Annotated in this window: 20 protein-coding genes and 1 tRNA gene; 3 read left to right on the top strand and 18 right to left on the bottom strand. The window is 44.2% G+C overall.

Going from position 1 to position 17,601, the window contains the following annotated elements; all coding sequences use genetic code 11:
- Positions 1 to 23 precede the first annotated feature (23 nt).
- Positions 24 to 1,784, top strand: a complete 1,761-nt coding sequence (locus tag MUB35_RS13980; protein ID WP_158587371.1) for a cache domain-containing sensor histidine kinase — start codon at positions 24 to 26, stop codon at positions 1,782 to 1,784.
- A gap of 47 nt (positions 1,785 to 1,831) precedes the next feature.
- Here the strand turns inward: MUB35_RS13980 and MUB35_RS13975 are convergent, their stop codons facing one another.
- The 9 genes from MUB35_RS13975 to MUB35_RS13935 all read right to left on the bottom strand — a co-directional run bounded on the left by MUB35_RS13975 (position 1,832) and on the right by MUB35_RS13935 (position 11,073).
- Complete coding sequence (locus MUB35_RS13975) at positions 1,832 to 2,392, bottom strand: hypothetical protein (RefSeq protein ID WP_033141635.1); 561 nt, start codon at positions 2,390 to 2,392, stop codon at positions 1,832 to 1,834.
- A 32-nt stretch (positions 2,393 to 2,424) separates the two neighbouring features.
- A complete protein-coding gene (locus tag MUB35_RS13970; protein WP_033141634.1) occupies positions 2,425 to 2,661 on the bottom strand; it encodes a GIY-YIG nuclease family protein in 237 nt (78 codons plus the stop codon).
- A 323-nt stretch (positions 2,662 to 2,984) separates the two neighbouring features.
- On the bottom strand, positions 2,985 to 5,129 hold the full coding sequence (locus tag MUB35_RS13965; RefSeq protein WP_186971102.1) for a C40 family peptidase: 2,145 nt from the start codon (positions 5,127 to 5,129) through the stop codon (positions 2,985 to 2,987).
- Between the two features lie 363 nt (positions 5,130 to 5,492).
- On the bottom strand, positions 5,493 to 6,299 hold the full coding sequence (locus MUB35_RS13960; protein ID WP_054351531.1) for a murein hydrolase activator EnvC family protein: 807 nt from the start codon (positions 6,297 to 6,299) through the stop codon (positions 5,493 to 5,495).
- Positions 6,300 to 6,408: 109 nt separating this feature from the next.
- Positions 6,409 to 7,278, bottom strand: a complete 870-nt coding sequence (locus tag MUB35_RS13955) for a SpoIID/LytB domain-containing protein (RefSeq protein WP_033141631.1) — start codon at positions 7,276 to 7,278, stop codon at positions 6,409 to 6,411.
- Between the two features lie 73 nt (positions 7,279 to 7,351).
- Positions 7,352 to 7,915, bottom strand: coding sequence for a tRNA (mnm(5)s(2)U34)-methyltransferase (locus tag MUB35_RS13950; RefSeq protein ID WP_033141630.1), 564 nt, complete (start codon positions 7,913 to 7,915; stop codon positions 7,352 to 7,354).
- 5 nt (positions 7,916 to 7,920) lie between these two features.
- Positions 7,921 to 9,210: an O-acetylhomoserine aminocarboxypropyltransferase/cysteine synthase family protein gene (locus MUB35_RS13945; RefSeq protein WP_033141629.1), complete on the bottom strand. Its 1,290-nt coding sequence runs from the start codon at positions 9,208 to 9,210 to the stop codon at positions 7,921 to 7,923.
- 174 nt (positions 9,211 to 9,384) lie between these two features.
- A complete protein-coding gene (locus MUB35_RS13940) occupies positions 9,385 to 9,696 on the bottom strand; it encodes a hypothetical protein (RefSeq protein ID WP_054351530.1) in 312 nt (103 codons plus the stop codon).
- Positions 9,697 to 9,711: 15 nt separating this feature from the next.
- Entirely contained in the window at positions 9,712 to 11,073 is a 1,362-nt protein-coding gene (locus MUB35_RS13935; RefSeq protein ID WP_186971103.1) for an MATE family efflux transporter, read from the bottom strand.
- A 306-nt stretch (positions 11,074 to 11,379) separates the two neighbouring features.
- On the opposite strand from MUB35_RS13935, the gene MUB35_RS13930 reads away from it, so the two are divergent.
- Positions 11,380 to 12,153 carry a DUF6062 family protein gene (locus tag MUB35_RS13930; RefSeq protein WP_033141626.1) on the top strand — a complete coding sequence of 258 codons (774 nt, stop codon included), beginning with the start codon at positions 11,380 to 11,382 and terminating at the stop codon, positions 12,151 to 12,153.
- A gap of 51 nt (positions 12,154 to 12,204) precedes the next feature.
- Here MUB35_RS13930 and MUB35_RS13925 read toward each other — a convergent pair whose 3' ends face one another.
- The 3 genes from MUB35_RS13925 to MUB35_RS13915 all read right to left on the bottom strand — a co-directional run bounded on the left by MUB35_RS13925 (position 12,205) and on the right by MUB35_RS13915 (position 14,278).
- Positions 12,205 to 13,233: a DUF4179 domain-containing protein gene (locus MUB35_RS13925; protein ID WP_054351529.1), complete on the bottom strand. Its 1,029-nt coding sequence runs from the start codon at positions 13,231 to 13,233 to the stop codon at positions 12,205 to 12,207.
- Complete coding sequence (locus MUB35_RS13920; RefSeq protein WP_033141624.1) at positions 13,223 to 13,789, bottom strand: sigma-70 family RNA polymerase sigma factor; 567 nt, start codon at positions 13,787 to 13,789, stop codon at positions 13,223 to 13,225. The genes MUB35_RS13925 and MUB35_RS13920 overlap by 11 nt, the downstream gene beginning before the upstream one ends.
- Before the next feature lie 427 nt (positions 13,790 to 14,216).
- Positions 14,217 to 14,278: transfer RNA gene (locus MUB35_RS13915), tRNA-Ser, on the bottom strand.
- Between the two features lie 436 nt (positions 14,279 to 14,714).
- On the opposite strand from MUB35_RS13915, the gene MUB35_RS13910 reads away from it, so the two are divergent.
- Positions 14,715 to 14,942, top strand: coding sequence for a hypothetical protein (locus MUB35_RS13910; protein ID WP_118743461.1), 228 nt, complete (start codon positions 14,715 to 14,717; stop codon positions 14,940 to 14,942).
- Positions 14,943 to 15,254: 312 nt separating this feature from the next.
- Here MUB35_RS13910 and MUB35_RS13905 read toward each other — a convergent pair whose 3' ends face one another.
- The 6 genes from MUB35_RS13905 to MUB35_RS13880 all read right to left on the bottom strand — a co-directional run.
- The gene (locus tag MUB35_RS13905; protein ID WP_244783685.1) at positions 15,255 to 16,292 is read right to left on the bottom strand and encodes an N-acetylmuramoyl-L-alanine amidase; all 1,038 of its coding nucleotides are present in this window, start codon (positions 16,290 to 16,292) and stop codon (positions 15,255 to 15,257) included.
- A gap of 50 nt (positions 16,293 to 16,342) precedes the next feature.
- On the bottom strand, positions 16,343 to 16,630 hold the full coding sequence (locus MUB35_RS13900; protein WP_118743459.1) for a phage holin family protein: 288 nt from the start codon (positions 16,628 to 16,630) through the stop codon (positions 16,343 to 16,345).
- 79 nt (positions 16,631 to 16,709) lie between these two features.
- Entirely contained in the window at positions 16,710 to 16,937 is a 228-nt protein-coding gene (locus MUB35_RS13895) for a hypothetical protein (protein WP_330637896.1), read from the bottom strand.
- A 12-nt stretch (positions 16,938 to 16,949) separates the two neighbouring features.
- Positions 16,950 to 17,171, bottom strand: coding sequence for a hypothetical protein (locus MUB35_RS13890; protein WP_244783683.1), 222 nt, complete (start codon positions 17,169 to 17,171; stop codon positions 16,950 to 16,952).
- Complete coding sequence (locus MUB35_RS13885; RefSeq protein WP_244783682.1) at positions 17,168 to 17,356, bottom strand: CD1375 family protein; 189 nt, start codon at positions 17,354 to 17,356, stop codon at positions 17,168 to 17,170. Before MUB35_RS13885 ends, MUB35_RS13890 begins: the two co-directional genes overlap by 4 nt.
- The coding region (locus MUB35_RS13880; protein ID WP_244806387.1) for a hypothetical protein at positions 17,349 to 17,601 on the bottom strand (253 nt) is incomplete at its 5' end. The genes MUB35_RS13880 and MUB35_RS13885, both read right to left, overlap by 8 nt.

Genomic DNA, 17,601 nt, shown 5'->3' with positions numbered 1-17,601 from the left:
ACAGGAATTAGATGGAGATACCTATGAAGTGTAAAATATCAAAACGTTTGAAATCATTCCGGGACAGCATCTATCGAATCTCTGTACAGCATCTGGTCGCAGCCCTGCTGATCCTGCTGATCACGGTTTCCACGCTTGCCATAACCGGAATCAGTTATACCCTTTCCGAACAGATCATCAGTAAAAAAAATTCCAAATACTGCATTGATATTTTAAATGAAATCAGTACCAACATACATACAAAGTTAAAAGAAGTAGACAGCCTGACAACCTATATCTGTTATAATGAGACGGTACAGTCCCAGATAAATAAAATGAACCATGCCAGGGGTGACAGTTTTTTATACGAAAAGAAAATCCTGGAAAAAGAGCTGATCAATATGACGGTAGCCAATGAATCCCTAAAGGAAATGACTATTATGACAAGCAGCGGACAATCCGCCTGGATATCCCAGCCTTATCCGGAATTTACATCTGCCTCCCCCATTCTTGATACACTCTATAGCCAGCAGGGAAGTCTCTGCTGGATAACCCTGGATAAAGAAGATACTCCCACAATAATAGCCGGCCGTACGATCAATGATTTGGGTGTACAGAAAATCATCGGTTATTTCCTCGTCCGCTTTGATGATAAACTTTTGACTGATATTCTGGAACAAAAAGAATATTTTAAAGACGGCAGCCTCTGTATCGTGGATGGCAAAGGCACCATTCTGTCCAGCAATCAGCCCGGAGAAAGAGGTAAGATGTATCCCTCTTTTCATCTGCTCACCGAAGCTACCGTAAGCAAAAAATTAGATGACTCCCAGGAATGGCTCACCTCCTGTATCATCCCCGGCTCAGAATGGAGACTTGTAAGCACAATCCCCAATATTTCCTATGAAAAAGAGATCATATGGCTTAGGGGATGTGTTATCATAATAGCCCTTGCCATGATCATAGTTGCAATCTTTATCTCCATTGCCATAACCAGACAATTATTTTTACCTCTGGACAAACTCTGCCAGATGATGAAATCTGTCGGTAAGGGTGACTTTAATGTATCCAAACCCGCTTATTATCAAAACGATATTGGGGTTCTGTATGATTATTTCATTGATATGGTAAAAGAAGTCCGGAATTTGATACAAACAACCAACCAACAGCAGCTCCTGCTGCAGAAAACAGAATTGAATTCCCTCCGGATGCAGATCAATCCGCATTTTATCTATAACACTCTGGAATCCATAAAATGGATTGCCTATATGAATGACAACAAAGAGATTGTCATTATGGTGAAAGCACTGGGTGATTTTATGAGAAGTAACATAAGCGGTCCTGAATTTATCACAATAGAAAAAGAGCTTGAGAATATCCACTGCTATCTAACCATACAAAAATTCAGATACAATGACAAGCTTGATGTCCGGATCGATATTCCCCCAGACCTGTACCATGCAAAAATCCCAAAGCTTCTTATACAGCCCCTCATAGAGAATTCTATTGTCCATGGTCTGGAACAAAAGGCCGGAGATGGGAAGATCATAATAAAAGGCATCCGTGAACAGGAGGATGTCATAATAGATATTATAGATAACGGTATAGGATTCTCAAAATTATCTCTCGAGAACCTGGACCTCGATTTTATCTCTCCTGAGGATACAAGAAAGAATGGCGGCCTTGGCATGAAAAATGTACATCAGCGTATTAAAATGTATTATGGCGAGTCCTATGGACTTAGTGTTACAAGCGAATATGGGATCAGGACCTGCGTCAGGATACGGATTCCGTACCAGGAATTATAAAATAAACGCACAGAAGGCAGCGGTTCTCCGCTGCCTTCCTTCTTTTGTCATCCCTGCACCTTTTCCCCGCAGAAATCACACTTTTTCACACTTCCCCTGTTCACTCTATTCAAAGCCCCGCAGTTCCTGCACTCCACAGTGATCATGGAAGTATTTCCCATACTGCTCATATCCTGTCCGTATACGTTCTTCCGGTTCTGGAAAATAAATTTCCCGGAGGAGGCATCATAGTAAGCGCCCTTTATGTAGCCTTTTCTCAGCATCTTTCTCAATCTTTTCGCAACCGCAGGCGCAGGTACTCCTGTTCTGAAAGACAGGTTCTTTACTGAACCCTCCGGATCAGAGGAGAGAATAGGGATATACTCCCTCAGTTCATGGATCAGCTTAAAGCGCAGAATGCCGTTTATAAACGCTGCTGCTGCTATTGCAGCCAATATATACAGTATTATAACAATATCCAGCTCCGTCTGTCCGTCCCCGGTACTGTACAGTGCAGTTGCACCAAAGACAAATCCCCCGGCAAAACCTCCTGCCACCTCCAGAACTCCTACCATCTGATTAAAGATAACTGCCCCTCTGACATATACAATGTCCTGTTTTTCTTCCATCCCCGATCCTCCTGGTATCTGTTTATTATTATCTATCCCAATAATTTGAGCTTGTCCTTCCTCGAAAGCCGTTTTATCTCCCACTCTCTGCGCATGGCCTCCTCCTTCGTCACAAATGACTCGTAGTAGGCCAGCTCAACGGGAAGTCTGGACTTTGTGTATTTTGCCCCTTTTCCGGCGTTGTGGCATTTGATACGTCTCTCCAGGTCATTGGTCCACCCGGTGTACAGAGTGCCGTCGCCGCATTTCAGGATGTAAGTATAATTCATGATAATTTCCTGACCTGCCTTCTATGTAATGGCACCGCACCTGCCAATGGCAAATACGGCACCTCTATTTCAAAGCTGCCGATGAAAAAAAGTATTTTTCCCATTTGCGGAAATTCGGATAATTCCGCAGAGGAACAGTGATACACTGTTCTTTTATTAACCCTGTAGAAATATAATCGGCTGCGGATTTTCTTTTCCGCATAGTTTATTATACTCTAAAGCCTCGTAAATGTGAATACAGGGACTGCCAAACCGGCAGTCCCTGTAAAAAGAATGTTACTGTTCACTGTGTGAACAGTGACAAAAGAATCTCTGATATGCTGTTATTTCAAAAGATATACATTAGTGAAATACACACCAAGGTTATTTCCGCGATTATGGTCATTGACAAAGACATCAATATGATTTCCTTTAATCGCACCGCCGCAGTCAGATGCGGTAAATATATGTCCGTTAATAATAACTCTTGTTCCGTAAGGAATAATTGTCGGGTCAACTGCTATGGTATCACCCTCCACGAGAGGTGCCCCTGTGGATGTGACGCCTGCCCACTGATCATTACAGCATGCACCGCCGCAGTAATGTGTAATCTTATAGGTACCCAGGCATTCACCGTACTGGTCTGAAGTTGCATTGATCTCATCAATATCGCTTCCGTAGAATCCGTATGTATCATCCAGAACTCTGGTTGCCCAAACTGCATTCGCAGTATTTACATTACCTACTATGATTCCCACACGGCTGTTGGCTGCTTCCACAGTCATTCCGTCACCTGCATACATAACTACATGGTAAATCTCGCTTCCGTTGGAATAGAAGATCAAATCGCCGGGCTGTGCTTCGTCAACCGGTATCTGTGTACCGTAATAAGCCTGGTCCTCCGCAACTCTCGGAAGGTCATAACCATACTGCGCGTAAATACTCTGAACAAAACCGGAGCAGTCCGCACCGTCTGTGAGGCTGGTACCGCCCCACACATAAGGATTGCCTACGAACTGGGATGCGAATTCCAGAATAGACTGTCTCAGTGCACCACCGGGAACTCCGCCCTTTGTAGACGTGATCGTGTAGTAGCATGCACTGTTTTCTTCCGGTTTTACCAGCTCTGAAGCTGTCTCCAGATTCTCTTCCCCGTGCTCTTCTATAAATTTGTTCGCCTCTTCGTCAAGATAAAGAGAAGTTTTCTTGATAAATCCTCTTACATCTCCGGACTCTACATATACCCAATCCTTGTCTTTGTCGGCAAGAATGTAACATATATTATCCAGATTCAGGTTGCCGATGACGCGGCTCTTATCGTTCTGTGATTCATGAATGGTTCCAAGTAAAGATTTGCATACTGCATAATCTTTTGAAACAACTGTTGTCCTGACAGTTGTCTTTGTATAAAGAAATGCTTTATTTTCCAGCGGCGAAATTAATTCTTTTGCTACTTTAAATTCTTCAACAGTTACCTTTTTCTCAGCTGTCTTATTCTTCTCTTCAGCTTCCTGCTTTTCTTTTGCTTTTGCATCTGCTATATTCTGTGCTTCCTCACCTGTTAAAAGCTTTGATTTCAGCACAAAACCTCTGACTGTTCCTGATTCTATGTATACCCATGTTCCATCGTCTGTGTCAATATTCTGCTCTTCCTCTTCACTTCCAAGATGGAGTTTTAATCCATCATTGCTGAGAAGGTAGCAGACACCATCTTTATCCAGTGTTCCGATCACTCTTGCCTGTTCGGATTTCTCCTCATAGACATTCAGATTCTCCAGAGCAAATGCATAAACTTTTCGGATTGTACGGAAACGGAAATTCTCCTTGATGTCCGGCATAACAAAATTCTGCTGGCTGTCTATTAGATTATCGCTTGCCTCCGCATCCTGTGCCGGTTCTTCTGCAGGTGCCTCAGGCTCCACCGGTGCTTCTGCTGGCGGCTGCTCAGGCTCCGTCGGGGTATCCGGGGTAACAGGAGTATCCGGGGTATTGGGATCGTCCGGGATATCCGGGGTATCCGGGTCCGGATTGTCCGGGGTATCCGGTTTGTCTGGGTCCGGTTTGTCCGGAGTATCCGGGTTTTCTGGATCGGGATTGTCCGGGGTATCCGGGTTTTCTGGATCGGGATTGTCCGGGGTATCCGGGTTTTCTGGGTCTGGATTGTCCGGGGTATCCGGGTTTTCTGGATCGGGATTGTCCGGGGTATCCGGGTTTTCTGGGTCTGGATTGTCCGGATTGTCCGGATTATCCGGGTTCTCTGGGTTCTCAGGATCATTCGGATCTGGATTGTCTGGGTTCTCGGGATTCGCCGGATCTTTCGGTTTTTCAGTTTTTTCCTGATCTTTTATACTTGCAGAATCCACATCCTCAGGCGTTTCAATTGTATTCGTTCCAACCTTTGTCATATCGCTGGCCAAAACAGCGGATGGTGTTACCATTGTCAGCACCACTGTCACTGCCACGACTCTGCTCAATCTTTTTAAATGCATAGAACTCCTTCCATTCCGTCTTATTCCTGCTGCAAAAAAGCATAAATTTCCTTATACTTTGTATTTTCCCACCATTCTTTTCCAATGTCAACAGCAAAATAAAAATTCACTAAAAATTCAAACAAACTGATAAAAAATTTACATTGTATACAAATTCTCTTCTCTTACTTTAAAATATATCATTTTTGAGGTTTCACAAAGCATTACCATATGCCTTTTTTTATTTTTATTTCTATGTAAATGAAATATTTTTCAATCCGCATACCAATTTTTCTCCTCACAGCGCAATCTCTCTTCAAAAAACCCGGAACCAAAAAAAACCATTTCAAAACAGATAATCTGCTTTGAAATGGTTTTTACTTTTTACGGCAGGTACTGGATAGGATCCAGCGGGCTTCCGTCTTTCTTCAGTTCAAAATAAAGGTTCGCACCCTCTTTTGTATAATATTTTGTAGGCTCATTGACATAGCCAAGTGTTGCTCCGGCCTCTACATACTGCTCCGGCTGGAAAGCTACATCTTTTAACTGGCCGTAAACTGCCTGGTATCCATTGCCCAGGTCAACCGTTACGGTTGTTCCTGTCTCAACGCTCTCCTCAACAGAGACTACCTGTCCGTTCGCAACGGATGCAACCGGTGTATCGACCTCTGAGGAGATTGCGATTGCAGGGCTGTATTTATATTCGTTCAGAGTGGGGAAATAAACAGTGTGTTCCATATCATAGTCAATGACTACCTGTCCGCTTACCGGCCACTCCATAAGAGAGCTCTCTGTAAAGTTCACATCCGGAGCCATTGCTGCTGCCTGGTTGTCCACCTCTGCAGATGCATCCTGCGTATCAGCTTCCGGCTGCGTATTCTCTGCTGCGGAAGCGTCTGCGGATTCATTCTGCTCTTCTGCAGGCTCCTGCACTGCTTCTGCCTGTGTATCTGCCTCTTCCGGCACTTCTCTGGTACCCTCAACCTGAGTGGTGTTGGCATCCTGGGATTCCTCCTCAGGTTTCTCCTCTGTTGTCATTGCCTCGTCAGAAGGATTCTCCTCATTCTTGACAAGTTCCTTTTCATTCGGTGTGCTCTTACTCCCGGACTGATATACAGCCGCACATGTTACTACTATGGCCAGCACTAAAAAACTGCTGAGAGCCACGCGGATTTTGTTTCTTTTACTCATATTCTTCACCTCAACCTATAGTGGAGCATCCGCCCCTTTTGTTTTCATCTATAGGATTGCCAGAATATGTGAACTTATACATAATTTTAAAATTCCACGCGGCTTCTCTTCAATTCCCTATCTCTTTTAATTTTAATTCAGGGAAAAAATAATTCAGGATTTCTTCATATTTTTTCTTCTTTCCTGCCATCTTCCGGGCTGTATACTGGCTCAGACCCACTCCGTGTCCAATCCCCTTACAGAGAAAACGCACCTCGTTCTCCAGTGTCTGAACCGTAAAACAGGAGGATGGAAGGTTCAGGATCTCTTTTAGCTTCTCCCCCTGGAATTCCTGGTTTCCCACATTGATTTCCAGTACATATCCTGCGCTGTCTGCATTTTTTATCTCGATCTCTCCTATATTTTCAATGGAAAATCCCGGATATGTCTTCTGTATCTGCTTCTTTAGATCCTCCAGGGAAAAATAGCATCCCTGTATGTAGGTAGAACTGTTGATATCTTCTGAAGTATCCACAGAAGGCGCATAGGAGTAGGCTTCCCCGAGAACCTCTGAGGCATCTCTGGTCTTCCCCTGGCTCAGCTCATGATAGGGAAGTTCCACCACATCCCCATCCTTCATAAGCACCTGATCTCTGGTATCTGCTGCTGCGTCCTGGAACTTCTGGAACTGCTCCAGGAACAAATCATCCATTTTTCTCCTTTTGAGTGCCTGGGACGCATTTTGAATCGTACCGGCTGCCGTTCCCTTTTTCCACTCCAGATAGAGATTATTCCTGGCAATGACTGTCTGGGCCTTTATGGCTTCGCGGGGCGCATCCCAGGATATCTGGGATGCAGTCACAGCCGGAATATAATCTTCCATATCGGATTCCCTGGATACAGGGCATGCTTTTCTCCCGCATATGATCACTGTCAAAAGATACGGCAGTAAAAACAACATGATAATTCCGGAAATCCCCGGACCTTTTCCTGCTTTCATACAAAACCCGGCTGATTTCTTTCTTTTATTATATGAATCGGCAATCTCGTCCCATGCCTCATTGCCTGATACTCTATTTTTTTATGATCAGCACAGGAATCGGAGGATTATTTTCCCTGTTATAGTATGTGCTCAAAATGACAACATATTTCCTGCTGTCCAAACGTTTCAGCATATCCAGAATCTTATCCCTCTCCTCAAAACCGGTATCACCTCCGCTGTAGATACACAGACTCATGACACCACCTTTTTTCAGCAGCTCCAGACCGCTTAAAATGGCCCTCAGACTGTTTTCCGGCTGTGTGGCAAGCATATGGTCACCGCCCGGCAGATATCCGAAATTAAAGAAAATACCGTCAACGGTTTCCTTCTGCTGATAAAGCCCCATATTGGTGTGGCTGTCCAGAATCAGACTCGCCCGCTCTCTGACACCGTTTTCCTCCAGCAGCTTTTCAGTGGCTTCCAGGGCCTGCTGCTGGATATCAAAGGCTGTCACATGTCCGGTCTTACCTGCCATCCTGCACAGAAAAAGTGTGTCATTTCCATTTCCCATGGTGGCATCAATATAGTTACCGCCGGTTACTGCCTGCATTTTAAAGCTCTCATGGCACCATTCCGTAATCTGATAAGATTTCATCTCTTTTACTTTGTGCTGGCTTCCAGAGCCTGTGCCAGGTCTTCGATAATATCATCCACATTTTCAATGCCCACAGACAGGCGGATCATTCCCGGAGAAACACCTGCTGCCACAAGCTGCTCATCATTTAACTGTCTGTGCGTATGACTTGCAGGATGCAGCACACTTGTTCTTGCATCTGCCACATGTGTCACAATAGCTGCCAGCTTCAGGCTGTCCATGAATTTGACTGCTGCTTCCCTTCCGTCTTTTAATTCAAAGGAGATAACACCGCAGGTGCCCTTCGGCATATATTTTTTAGCCAGCTCATAGTATTTGTCTCCCGGAAGTCCGGCATAATTTACATGCCCCACCAAAGGATGCTCATTTAAAAATTCCGCTACCTTCTGGGCATTATAGCAGTGACGCTCCACGCGCAGCGCCAGGGATTCCAGGCTGGCATTCAGCATAAAACAGTTTGTAGGTGATGGGATGGCTCCCAGATCGCGCATAAGCTGTGCATTGATCTTCATAATATACGCCGCTTTTCCAAACTGCTTTGTATATACAACCCCGTGATAAGATTCATCCGGTCTTGTCAGTCCGTGGAATTTATCACCATATGCATCCCAGTCGAAATTACCGCTGTCCACAATGGCTCCGCCTACCTGCATTGCATGTCCGTCCATGTATTTTGTTGTGGAATGCGTCACAATATCAGCGCCCCACTCAAAAGGACGGCAGTTTACCGGTGTTGCAAATGTATTGTCTACAATCAGCGGTACTCCATGGGCATGTGCCAGACCGGCAAATTTCTCAATATCCAGCACAACAAGAGCCGGATTGGCAATCGTCTCAGCAAATACAGCCTTGGTGTTGGGTTTAAACGCTTTTTCCAGCTCTTCTTCAGAGGCATCTGCATCCACAAAAGTACATTCAATTCCCATCTTCTTAGCAGTCACGCCCAGCAGATTCAATGTGCCGCCATAGATAGCAGACGCACAGATTACATGGTCCCCTGCCTCGCAGATATTAAATACAGCATAAAATGTAGCTGCCTGCCCTGATGAGGTAAGCACACCTGCCACACCGCCTTCCAAGTCAGCAATCTTAGCTGCTACCAGATCATTGGTGGGATTCTGGCATCTTGTATAGAAATAGCCATTGTCCTTCAGATCAAAGAGACGTCCCATCTCCTCAGTCGTGTCATATTTAAATGTTGTACTCTGATAAATCGGCAGGATTCTCGGCTCACCCTTTTTCGGTTTCCATCCGGACTGCACACATTTGGTTTCAATACGAAATTCTTTATCCATTGTTCTTTCCCCTTTTCATAAAATATAGTAACAGTCCAGGTATCTGAACTGTTACCAAAAATCCATAACCTTTATATGTGGTTCATTTTACCACGATTCTTCCCGTCAGCCAACAGAAACTTTAGAGTGTTGGGGGGTACAAACACGCCCCGGCTGAGCAACTGCTGTTATCCATCATTTCCGGTAATGCTTCTGTCCGTACAGAACAACTGCCAGGAATAAAATAATACCAACAGCCAGAACGATCAGTATCTGTGCCTGTTTCATAGGATATTTCCATGCGCAGATTCCCAATGCCAGCATGTCAAGTCCTATGATACTCACACCGCCTCCGATGGTCACCATGAACTTTCTCTCATTTTCAGGCGACACGCCGCTTGAGAACCGTTCTCTCACCATAGAAGGCTTTCCTTTTACTGCCATAAAGATGCCTGTCAGTATCACAATACAGGCAATAATCACCATCATCAAAGACTGTCTGTCCATATATTACCTCCCTTTTCAGAACTTATCCTTTCCGCTCTTATAATACTTTACAAACACGATGAGGAACCATGCGGGAAGGACCAGGCCTTTCAGCACACAGGAGAGACTCAGAGTCCACCACACACCATTCAGCCCAAGAGCCGTGGCCGAAAGCAGCATAGCGACCGGTATCCTGAGTGTGTTGAAAAGAATCCCTGTGACAGACGGCGGCACAGTCTTTCCAAATCCCTGAAATGCCCCGGCTGTGGTGATCTCCATACACATGAAAAATTCCGAAATACCTATGATTCTCAGATAGTCAACTCCCATCGGAAGGACATCCTTCTCTGTAATAAAAATACGGAAGAAAAATTCCGGGAAAGCGATGAGTATAAAGCTGGTAAATACTCCCCACAAAGCCATGATCCCCATAGCTGTCTTATATCCCTTCTTAATCCTCTCTTTTTTCCCCGCCCCATAGTTCTGGGCCACAAACGCATTTACAGCTGTTGAAAATCCGCCTGCAGCCATCCATGAAATAGATTCGATCTGGCTTCCGACCTTCTGCACCGCCACAGCCGCATCCCCCCATCCCGCGATCAGACGGGCTATCACCATGGAAATTCCGGAAAACAACGCATCCTGTATGGCAGAGGGAAATCCAATTCTCACAATCTCACGCACATGCTGCTTTTCCGCCTTCTGTGTCAAACGAATGTGCCGGAAGATCACCGGCTCATTCCAGACCGTTGCAAGATACAGGATAAACACAATGATCTGTGCCAATACAGTGGCAAGCGCCGCACCTGTCACCTCCATTTTGGGAAGAGGACCAATTCCAAAGATCAAAACAGGGTCCATTACAATATTTATGACCAGACCAATGGTGGTGGCCCTGAAAGTAGCCATGGTATTGCCCATAGCAGCCAAAATACCTGTAAAAACCTGATTCAGGAATGAAAACACGATTGCTCCGCAGGTGATCACAAGATACATTTTGGCGTCATGTATAACATCCGGGCTGTTCAGCTTAAAAAAACCGATCAGCGGTCCTGAAAACAGCACACTGATGATCCCATACAAAATCCCCAGAAGCATTCCCATGCGAATAGAACCTCTGGCATAGTCGATGGCAGCCTCCTTGTCCATAGCCCCAAGGGACTGCCCCACAGTGACCTGTCCGCCCATTCTCGGTATGGTTGTGATACCGTTTGCCAGCCACATATACATACCGGCTGCCCCAACGGCTGCTACCGCGTTACTGCTGACGCGTCCGATCCAGATCATATCGACCAGATTGTACGCCATCTGTATTAATGATGTTCCCATAATAGGGAACGCTAATTTTGCCAGGGAACCTGCGATAGGTCCCTCCAGCAAATCCACATTTCTTTTCATTTTTCTTTTAAATCCCCCAATTTCAGACTTTAAACTCTATACTAACAGACAATGAAAAAACCTGCAACCTCCTGCAAATACAACGACACATGTTTTCAACAGAAAAATCATTTTCCATACATGTTATCCACAATCTATTCAGATATCCACATATAAATCCTTTATAAATCAACATTACATCATGGTATGCTTCATTACTGATCACAACATTACCATTGTATCGCATAGAAAACCATTTTGCACTCTTTCTTTCTGATTTTTTTTATGTTACTCTTATATAAAATCAGAAAACCGGGGGAACAAAAAATGAAGGAAAAAATATATACCATACCGCTGATGGACGCATTCCGCGCTGACGATGAATGCCCCTTTTGTTTTATTGAAAAGAATCTGGAACAGCACGCCATGGATTTTGTCCTTGGCTCCGGCGCCTCCTATATGGAAGACGATGTGCGGGCGGAGACAGATAAACTTGGATTCTGCCATGAACACTATAAAAAAATGTTTGATTACGGAAACCGCCTCGGCTGCGGACTGATCCTCACCACACACTTTAAGAAAAAAAATGAGGAGTTAAAACAGCAGATCAAAATGTTTTCTCCAGGAAAAGCATCCATGCTGGGACATTTTAAAAAGGCAAAACTGGATGCAGACAATCCCAAGACAAATATCGGAACCTGGGTAAAGGAACAGAATCAAAGCTGCTATATCTGTGACTACTATCAAAATACATATGTCCGCTATCTTGACACCTTCTTTGAATTGTACAGGAAAAATCCTGAATTCACAGATTTGTTCAAAAACAGCAAAGGTTTCTGCCTCTCCCATTTCGGTGACCTTGTGGAAACTGCAGAGTCCCTTCTCTCTGATAAAGAGAAGGCTTCCTTTTATGAAATTCTCTTCCCCCTCATGACTGACAACATGCAGAGGGTCACAGATGATCTTGAATGGTTCTGTGACAAGTTTGACTACCGCAACAAGGATGCGGACTGGAAAAACTCCAGAGATGCCATTCAGCGCGGAATGCAGAAGGCCGGAAGCGGTTATCCCGCTGACCCGCCGTATAAAGCTGACAGATAACGAAAAGGGACAGGCCTATGCGCCTGTCCCTCTGTCATGTTCGGAAAGTAATTATCTGAAGTGTATGGTAAACTCTTCCCCTGCCTGTTTAAAATCATTACTGAGCCTTCCGCTCTGCTCCGGGAATTTGACCGCATATGGTGTCAGATAAAGTTCTGCGGCCTCATCGCTTAGATTTCCATTTTGAATCGTAGAAATATTTAGTCTTCCTACGCCGTCACTCCATCTGGAAAGTGTAAATTCCACAGCGTTTCCACAGTCGTCAAACCCTTTCAGAACAAGATCATAGTCACATTCTCCTGTGGATGTTGAGAAATAGATTTTCTGCCCAAGAGCATTATCTGTCATTTTATTCAGATATACTTCTGTTCCATCCTCCAGTGTAAATGTTTCGTCAAGCTCCACTGTATTTGTACTCTGGGCAAGCTCCTCACCGGAAGATGAAAATTCAAAATCCCATGTTTTGCCCATATTATCATAATCTACAAACTGTATCTCAAAATCAAGTGTCTGAGATAAATCCACATCCTTGCTGATGTCACACTCAGAAATAGATACAATTGTTCTGTCTCCTTCCTGCTTTTCTCCGCCGGAGGCGCCATCAGAGACAGACTTTCCATTGATATATACATGGACTCCTATGATCGATTTGTTCTCATCCGTAATCTTTTCATCATATTCTCTGGTGCTGGATACTACAATCTCATCCTCATTTAGAATGACCTCATTGAGCGTCACTGTTATTCCGTTCGCGGTTACTGACTTTCCAACTACCGTCTTATATGGTTCCAAATTCTTTTTAATTCCAAGAATAGATGCAATGTCATAAGAAATAGATTTTACTGCTGCCTGGACAACATAATGCAGCGGAGCACTTCCCACTCCCACTGCCAGGACCACTGCGGCTGCGCAGACTGCAGCAATTGGTTTCCACCTTTTTTTCTTTTTCCCTGTACCCATAATATTTTTTGCAGCAGCTTTTTTCCAGCGCTTGTTTTCCATATCATTAGTTTCTTTTATTTTGTAATTCCCCATATCTGTCTTAACGTCATTTAACAATTCATATATATTACTGCTCATAACTTTTCTCTCCTTTCTGAGTGGAAAACAGTTTCCTGATTTTCCGTCTTCCCCTGGAAACTCTGTTATATATCACATCTTTCTTCATGCCCGTCTGCCGGCTGACCTCCTCCGGTTCCATTTCCTCCACATAGAGCTTCATAAACAACTCTCGGTCCTCAGGACTCAGACAGCTGAGCATCTCTTCCATCTCCTCAGACAGCTCTTCCTCGATCATCTTCATCTGCTCCCTGTCCTCCTCTCCGGCAGTCACATCCTCCAGATTTTCTGTCTGTATCCTTTTCAGATACTTCCGCTTGTAGTCAATCGCTTTATACCTGGCGATACCTGCGATCCAGTTCACAAAACTGCTTCTCATGGGCCTGTAGGACTCTATATTCTCCCACACAGCCAAAAACACATCATTGATACATTCCTCCTGATAATCCTGCAATGAAAACAAGTGCTTCTTTACAATAGATTTTACAATACGTCCATAATTGTCAATTACATATTCTAGAGCTTTCTCGTTCCGGAACTTTAACTGCTCTACAAAATTATCTTCATTTATTTTCATAAGCTTTCACCCGATTCTCTTTTTACTAACGGCCGTTACACTATATACTTCGTATCCTGCCAACTGATTTCTATCCATATATGAAGAAAAAATAAAAAACTTTTTCACATTTCTTTTACTATTTCATCACAGAATCATCACATTTACAATGTATATTAGTATTTGAACAAAGCCAATAAGACTTTTTTCAAAATCTTTTTCTTTTTCATATGCCGGTATTCCCTTATACCGGCTCTCCTTCTTTTTATATTTTTATAAAAGTAGACATGAAAATAAGAGGCCATAATCTATCCCCCCTCAAGGTTATGGCTTCTTATTTTCTGTGTAAAAATATATTCTGCGCTCAGCGCGTTTTCCATCCGAACTTTTTTTTGTACAATAAAAAACAGCTCAAATACAGAATATCTGAATTTGAACTGTCTCACAGTGAAGCATCGGGGATTCGAACCCCGGACAACTTGATTAAAAGTCATGTTACCTAACTGCCACGGAACCGCATAAATGCTGGGTTTGCAAGAATCTCGTGATACGAAATTGATACATTAGGTATTTTATAGTATTTTGCGATATCTGTCAATGGTGATTTTATACAGTTGACAAACAGAATATACGTTCGTATAATTAAGTATATAACAAACAAATGTTCTGTTTTTTTTGAAAGAAGGTTGCATGAATGAAAGAGAATATTATTTTTGAGAATCACGATGCCTACCTATTATATAGGGCGGCATTGGACCGGAACCCAAATCTGCCAGCACACGGGAACGTATCTGTGCAATATGCTTTATACCTGTATTATCGGACTTATCCAGAGGAACGCCCCAAGGGATACCGGTACAGGCAGCACGCCTCCGCATAACTCCCATTATTTACCAGTAGCATTATTATCACCTCCGATATTAAACTTAATTCGGAGGTGATGAAAATGTCAAACAGAAAGAAAGCATATGACCCAGATTTTGAGGCTAACCCAGAATTTGAACAGGACCCAGGATTTCTTGAATGGATATGCCAGCGTGTCAGGGATGAGGCTGCAGGAAATGCAAAAGAAACGGACAATGAACCGGATCTGGGCAAATTTGAGCCTACAGATGAAATATTTGAGCGTATAGTAAAAGAAGCTCGCGAACGTGGGCTACTAAAAGAGGATTAATGTCGAAAACTGCCCACGATTATCTATTGCACTAATCCCCATTATGTTGTATCATTTATTTGCAACCAATAGTATCAATATGTTTCTTAGTCGCGGAATGGCTGGCATTATAATGGTGTCGGCCGTTTTGTACTTGACATCAGAGCTTCCAAGCGTTATTATTGAAAAAACTGGTAATACTTCCACCATTTCCTTCTTTGTCTGAGAGGCTATACTTTATGTATAGTCTCTTTATTTATGGCCACTAAAAAGGCCCCGGCGGGAGACCCGGAGCCTTACAGCGTTTTACAGTGGCACTCTGTGCGTTGATAGTTACAGTAGTGCTCCTGTTTTATCAGTATAGCACATCTTACCAGACTTGTCCACGTAGTAGACATTGCCGCCTGTCCTTACCAGCTCATCCGCTGTCATCGCTCCATTGGCTTTCAGATAATACCAGTTATTCTTCCATTCGATCCAGCCTGTCATCATCCAGCCAGAACCGTCGAAGAAGAACCACACGCCCCCGATCTTCTCCCAGTCATTCCGGGTATATCCGCCGTCTGCATGGCGGTACCACCAGCGACCATCCCTTACCTGGATCCAGTTGTTCTTTTTAAGATATGCGGATACTGCGGATTTTGTTTTTTCTCCCACACACCCGTCTGGGTTTGCTCCGACCAAGCGCTGTACCCTGATAGTCTGTGTCTCTGTGTCCGGGCCGAAATCTCCATCAACATTTACACCGCTGCCGAATGTGTTCAAAGTTTTCTGCCATGCTGTTACCTCTGTCCCTATATCGCCCCTGGACAGCCAGTTTTTGGTATTACCAGATGGAGTATTCCCGGACATTGCACTGCCTGTAATACCGGCTACAATGGCATTTGCCATCTTTTCCGCAGTATATTTTCCGGCATCTTCTGCGCTGTCGCAAAAGCAGCATTCCACCAGGAGCGCTGGGCTGGCCGTATGCCGCAGCACATAAAGACTGGGATTTGTTTTTACTCCTCCTCCCCTTTTTGTGTATCCCAGTTCCCCGATCCGGTCTGCGATCCTCTGGGCATAGGATTCGGCGGCAGATCCCCAGTTATAGATAAATACCTCCGTTCCATGCGCTTGTCCATTGTAGCAATTGAAATGGATGGACACATCCAGATCCACAGCATGCGCATTACAGTTCGCCACGATCGCGGCAAGATTGCCGTTCACAGTTCCGGAGCTTTCATCCGTACAGTCATAGACCGTATGGCCAGCCGCCTGCAGTTTACGGATCACCAGGTCTTTCACCTTTCGGTCCTCTGATGTTTCGGAAAATATACCGGACGCTCCCGGAACCTTGAAGTTATGTCCTGCATGTACATTGATTCTCATAGATTACTCCTTCCCCCGGCAATTTGCGCCGGCACAAAAAGAGAGCGATTTTACTCGCCCTCTGTCCCTTTTTTACCATCTTTATTTATCAGGTTCCGCAGCATCTCATACAACCCTGTACTGGCCAGGCCGGATATCATTCCGCCCAGGATTACCTCTGCATTAATACCGCTCCCCATATTGATGAGTACCGCAATTATAGTTCCCATTGCCAGGGCTGCAAGTGGTATGTACCTGTTCTTGATTGCCGGTATTGCTGTCTTAATCACATACCCCACCAGAAGGCAGATTCCCAAGATCACCGGGTTGATATAGTTTGTTAAAAAGCTTAAATCCATAATTAGTACCTCCTATCGTACAACAAAGTTCTCTCATTTTTTATATGCATCTATATACCTGCATGACACTAAAAATTCTTTATTTCTCTTTTTCCAAATCTTCAATCCTGTGGTTGGCAACCTTCATCTTTTCCTCTAGGATGTAGGTCCTTTCCACGACTGAGTTATGCTTCTCTACCTTTTTTGTAAGCTCTTCAAGCTTATATTCCATCAATGCCCGCGTTTTTTCCTGCTGGCTCCTGTTACTTATCAGGCAGACAATTAGAGTAACGCCTGCAGAGATGCCGGCTGAAATGATTGTTTCCATTTGCATATCTCCTTATTGATTTTTATTATAAAATAAGACCGTCTCCGGTCCTGCCCCGATCTCGTTATGTTTATCCACGTCATCTGCATCGGCATATGGCCTGCAGTAGTATTCCGTCAGGTCTAACTCCTCCTCGATCTGAGATAGAGTTTTATTTCCCTGGCCCCTGACAAGGAGTCTCAGGTCTGTGATGTGAGACCAGAGCCTGGATATGATCCTCAGCTTGGTCATCATTCCTCAATCAATTCTTCCATGCCAGAGTCCGCCAGAATCTCTTTTACTTTTTCTTTCAGCAGACGCGGAACCTGCTCATAAGTTTTCTTTCCCAGCATGATCTGCTGTGCCCATAACATTGCCATCATTTCTTTACCGTCCTTTCCTGTTATCATAATCATGAGATTGGTTAATAAGTTACACATAGACCGCCTCTGACATTTCCAGCAGGCATTCTGTCAGCATCTGGATTGTTTCCGCTTGGCTTTTTACCTGCTCTTCCAGGCTTTGCGGCTGATCTGGAACGTATTCCAGATAGTGTTCCGGATTTACTTCAACTATTTCCCGGCTTATGTTCTCAGCTTTTTCCCTAAACTGGTGGAAATCACATTCCCAGTAGGCGTCCTTGGTTGTGTGCGTCTCTCCAAACTCGTCCACCTGGGAACTTTCA

The organism is Blautia sp. NSJ-175 (assembly GCF_022867815.1).
GTDB classification, from domain to species: domain Bacteria; phylum Bacillota; class Clostridia; order Lachnospirales; family Lachnospiraceae; genus Blautia; species Blautia celeris.
The sequence above is the reverse complement of the archived record's forward strand: the minus strand, read 5'-3'. Positions and strand labels throughout refer to the sequence as shown.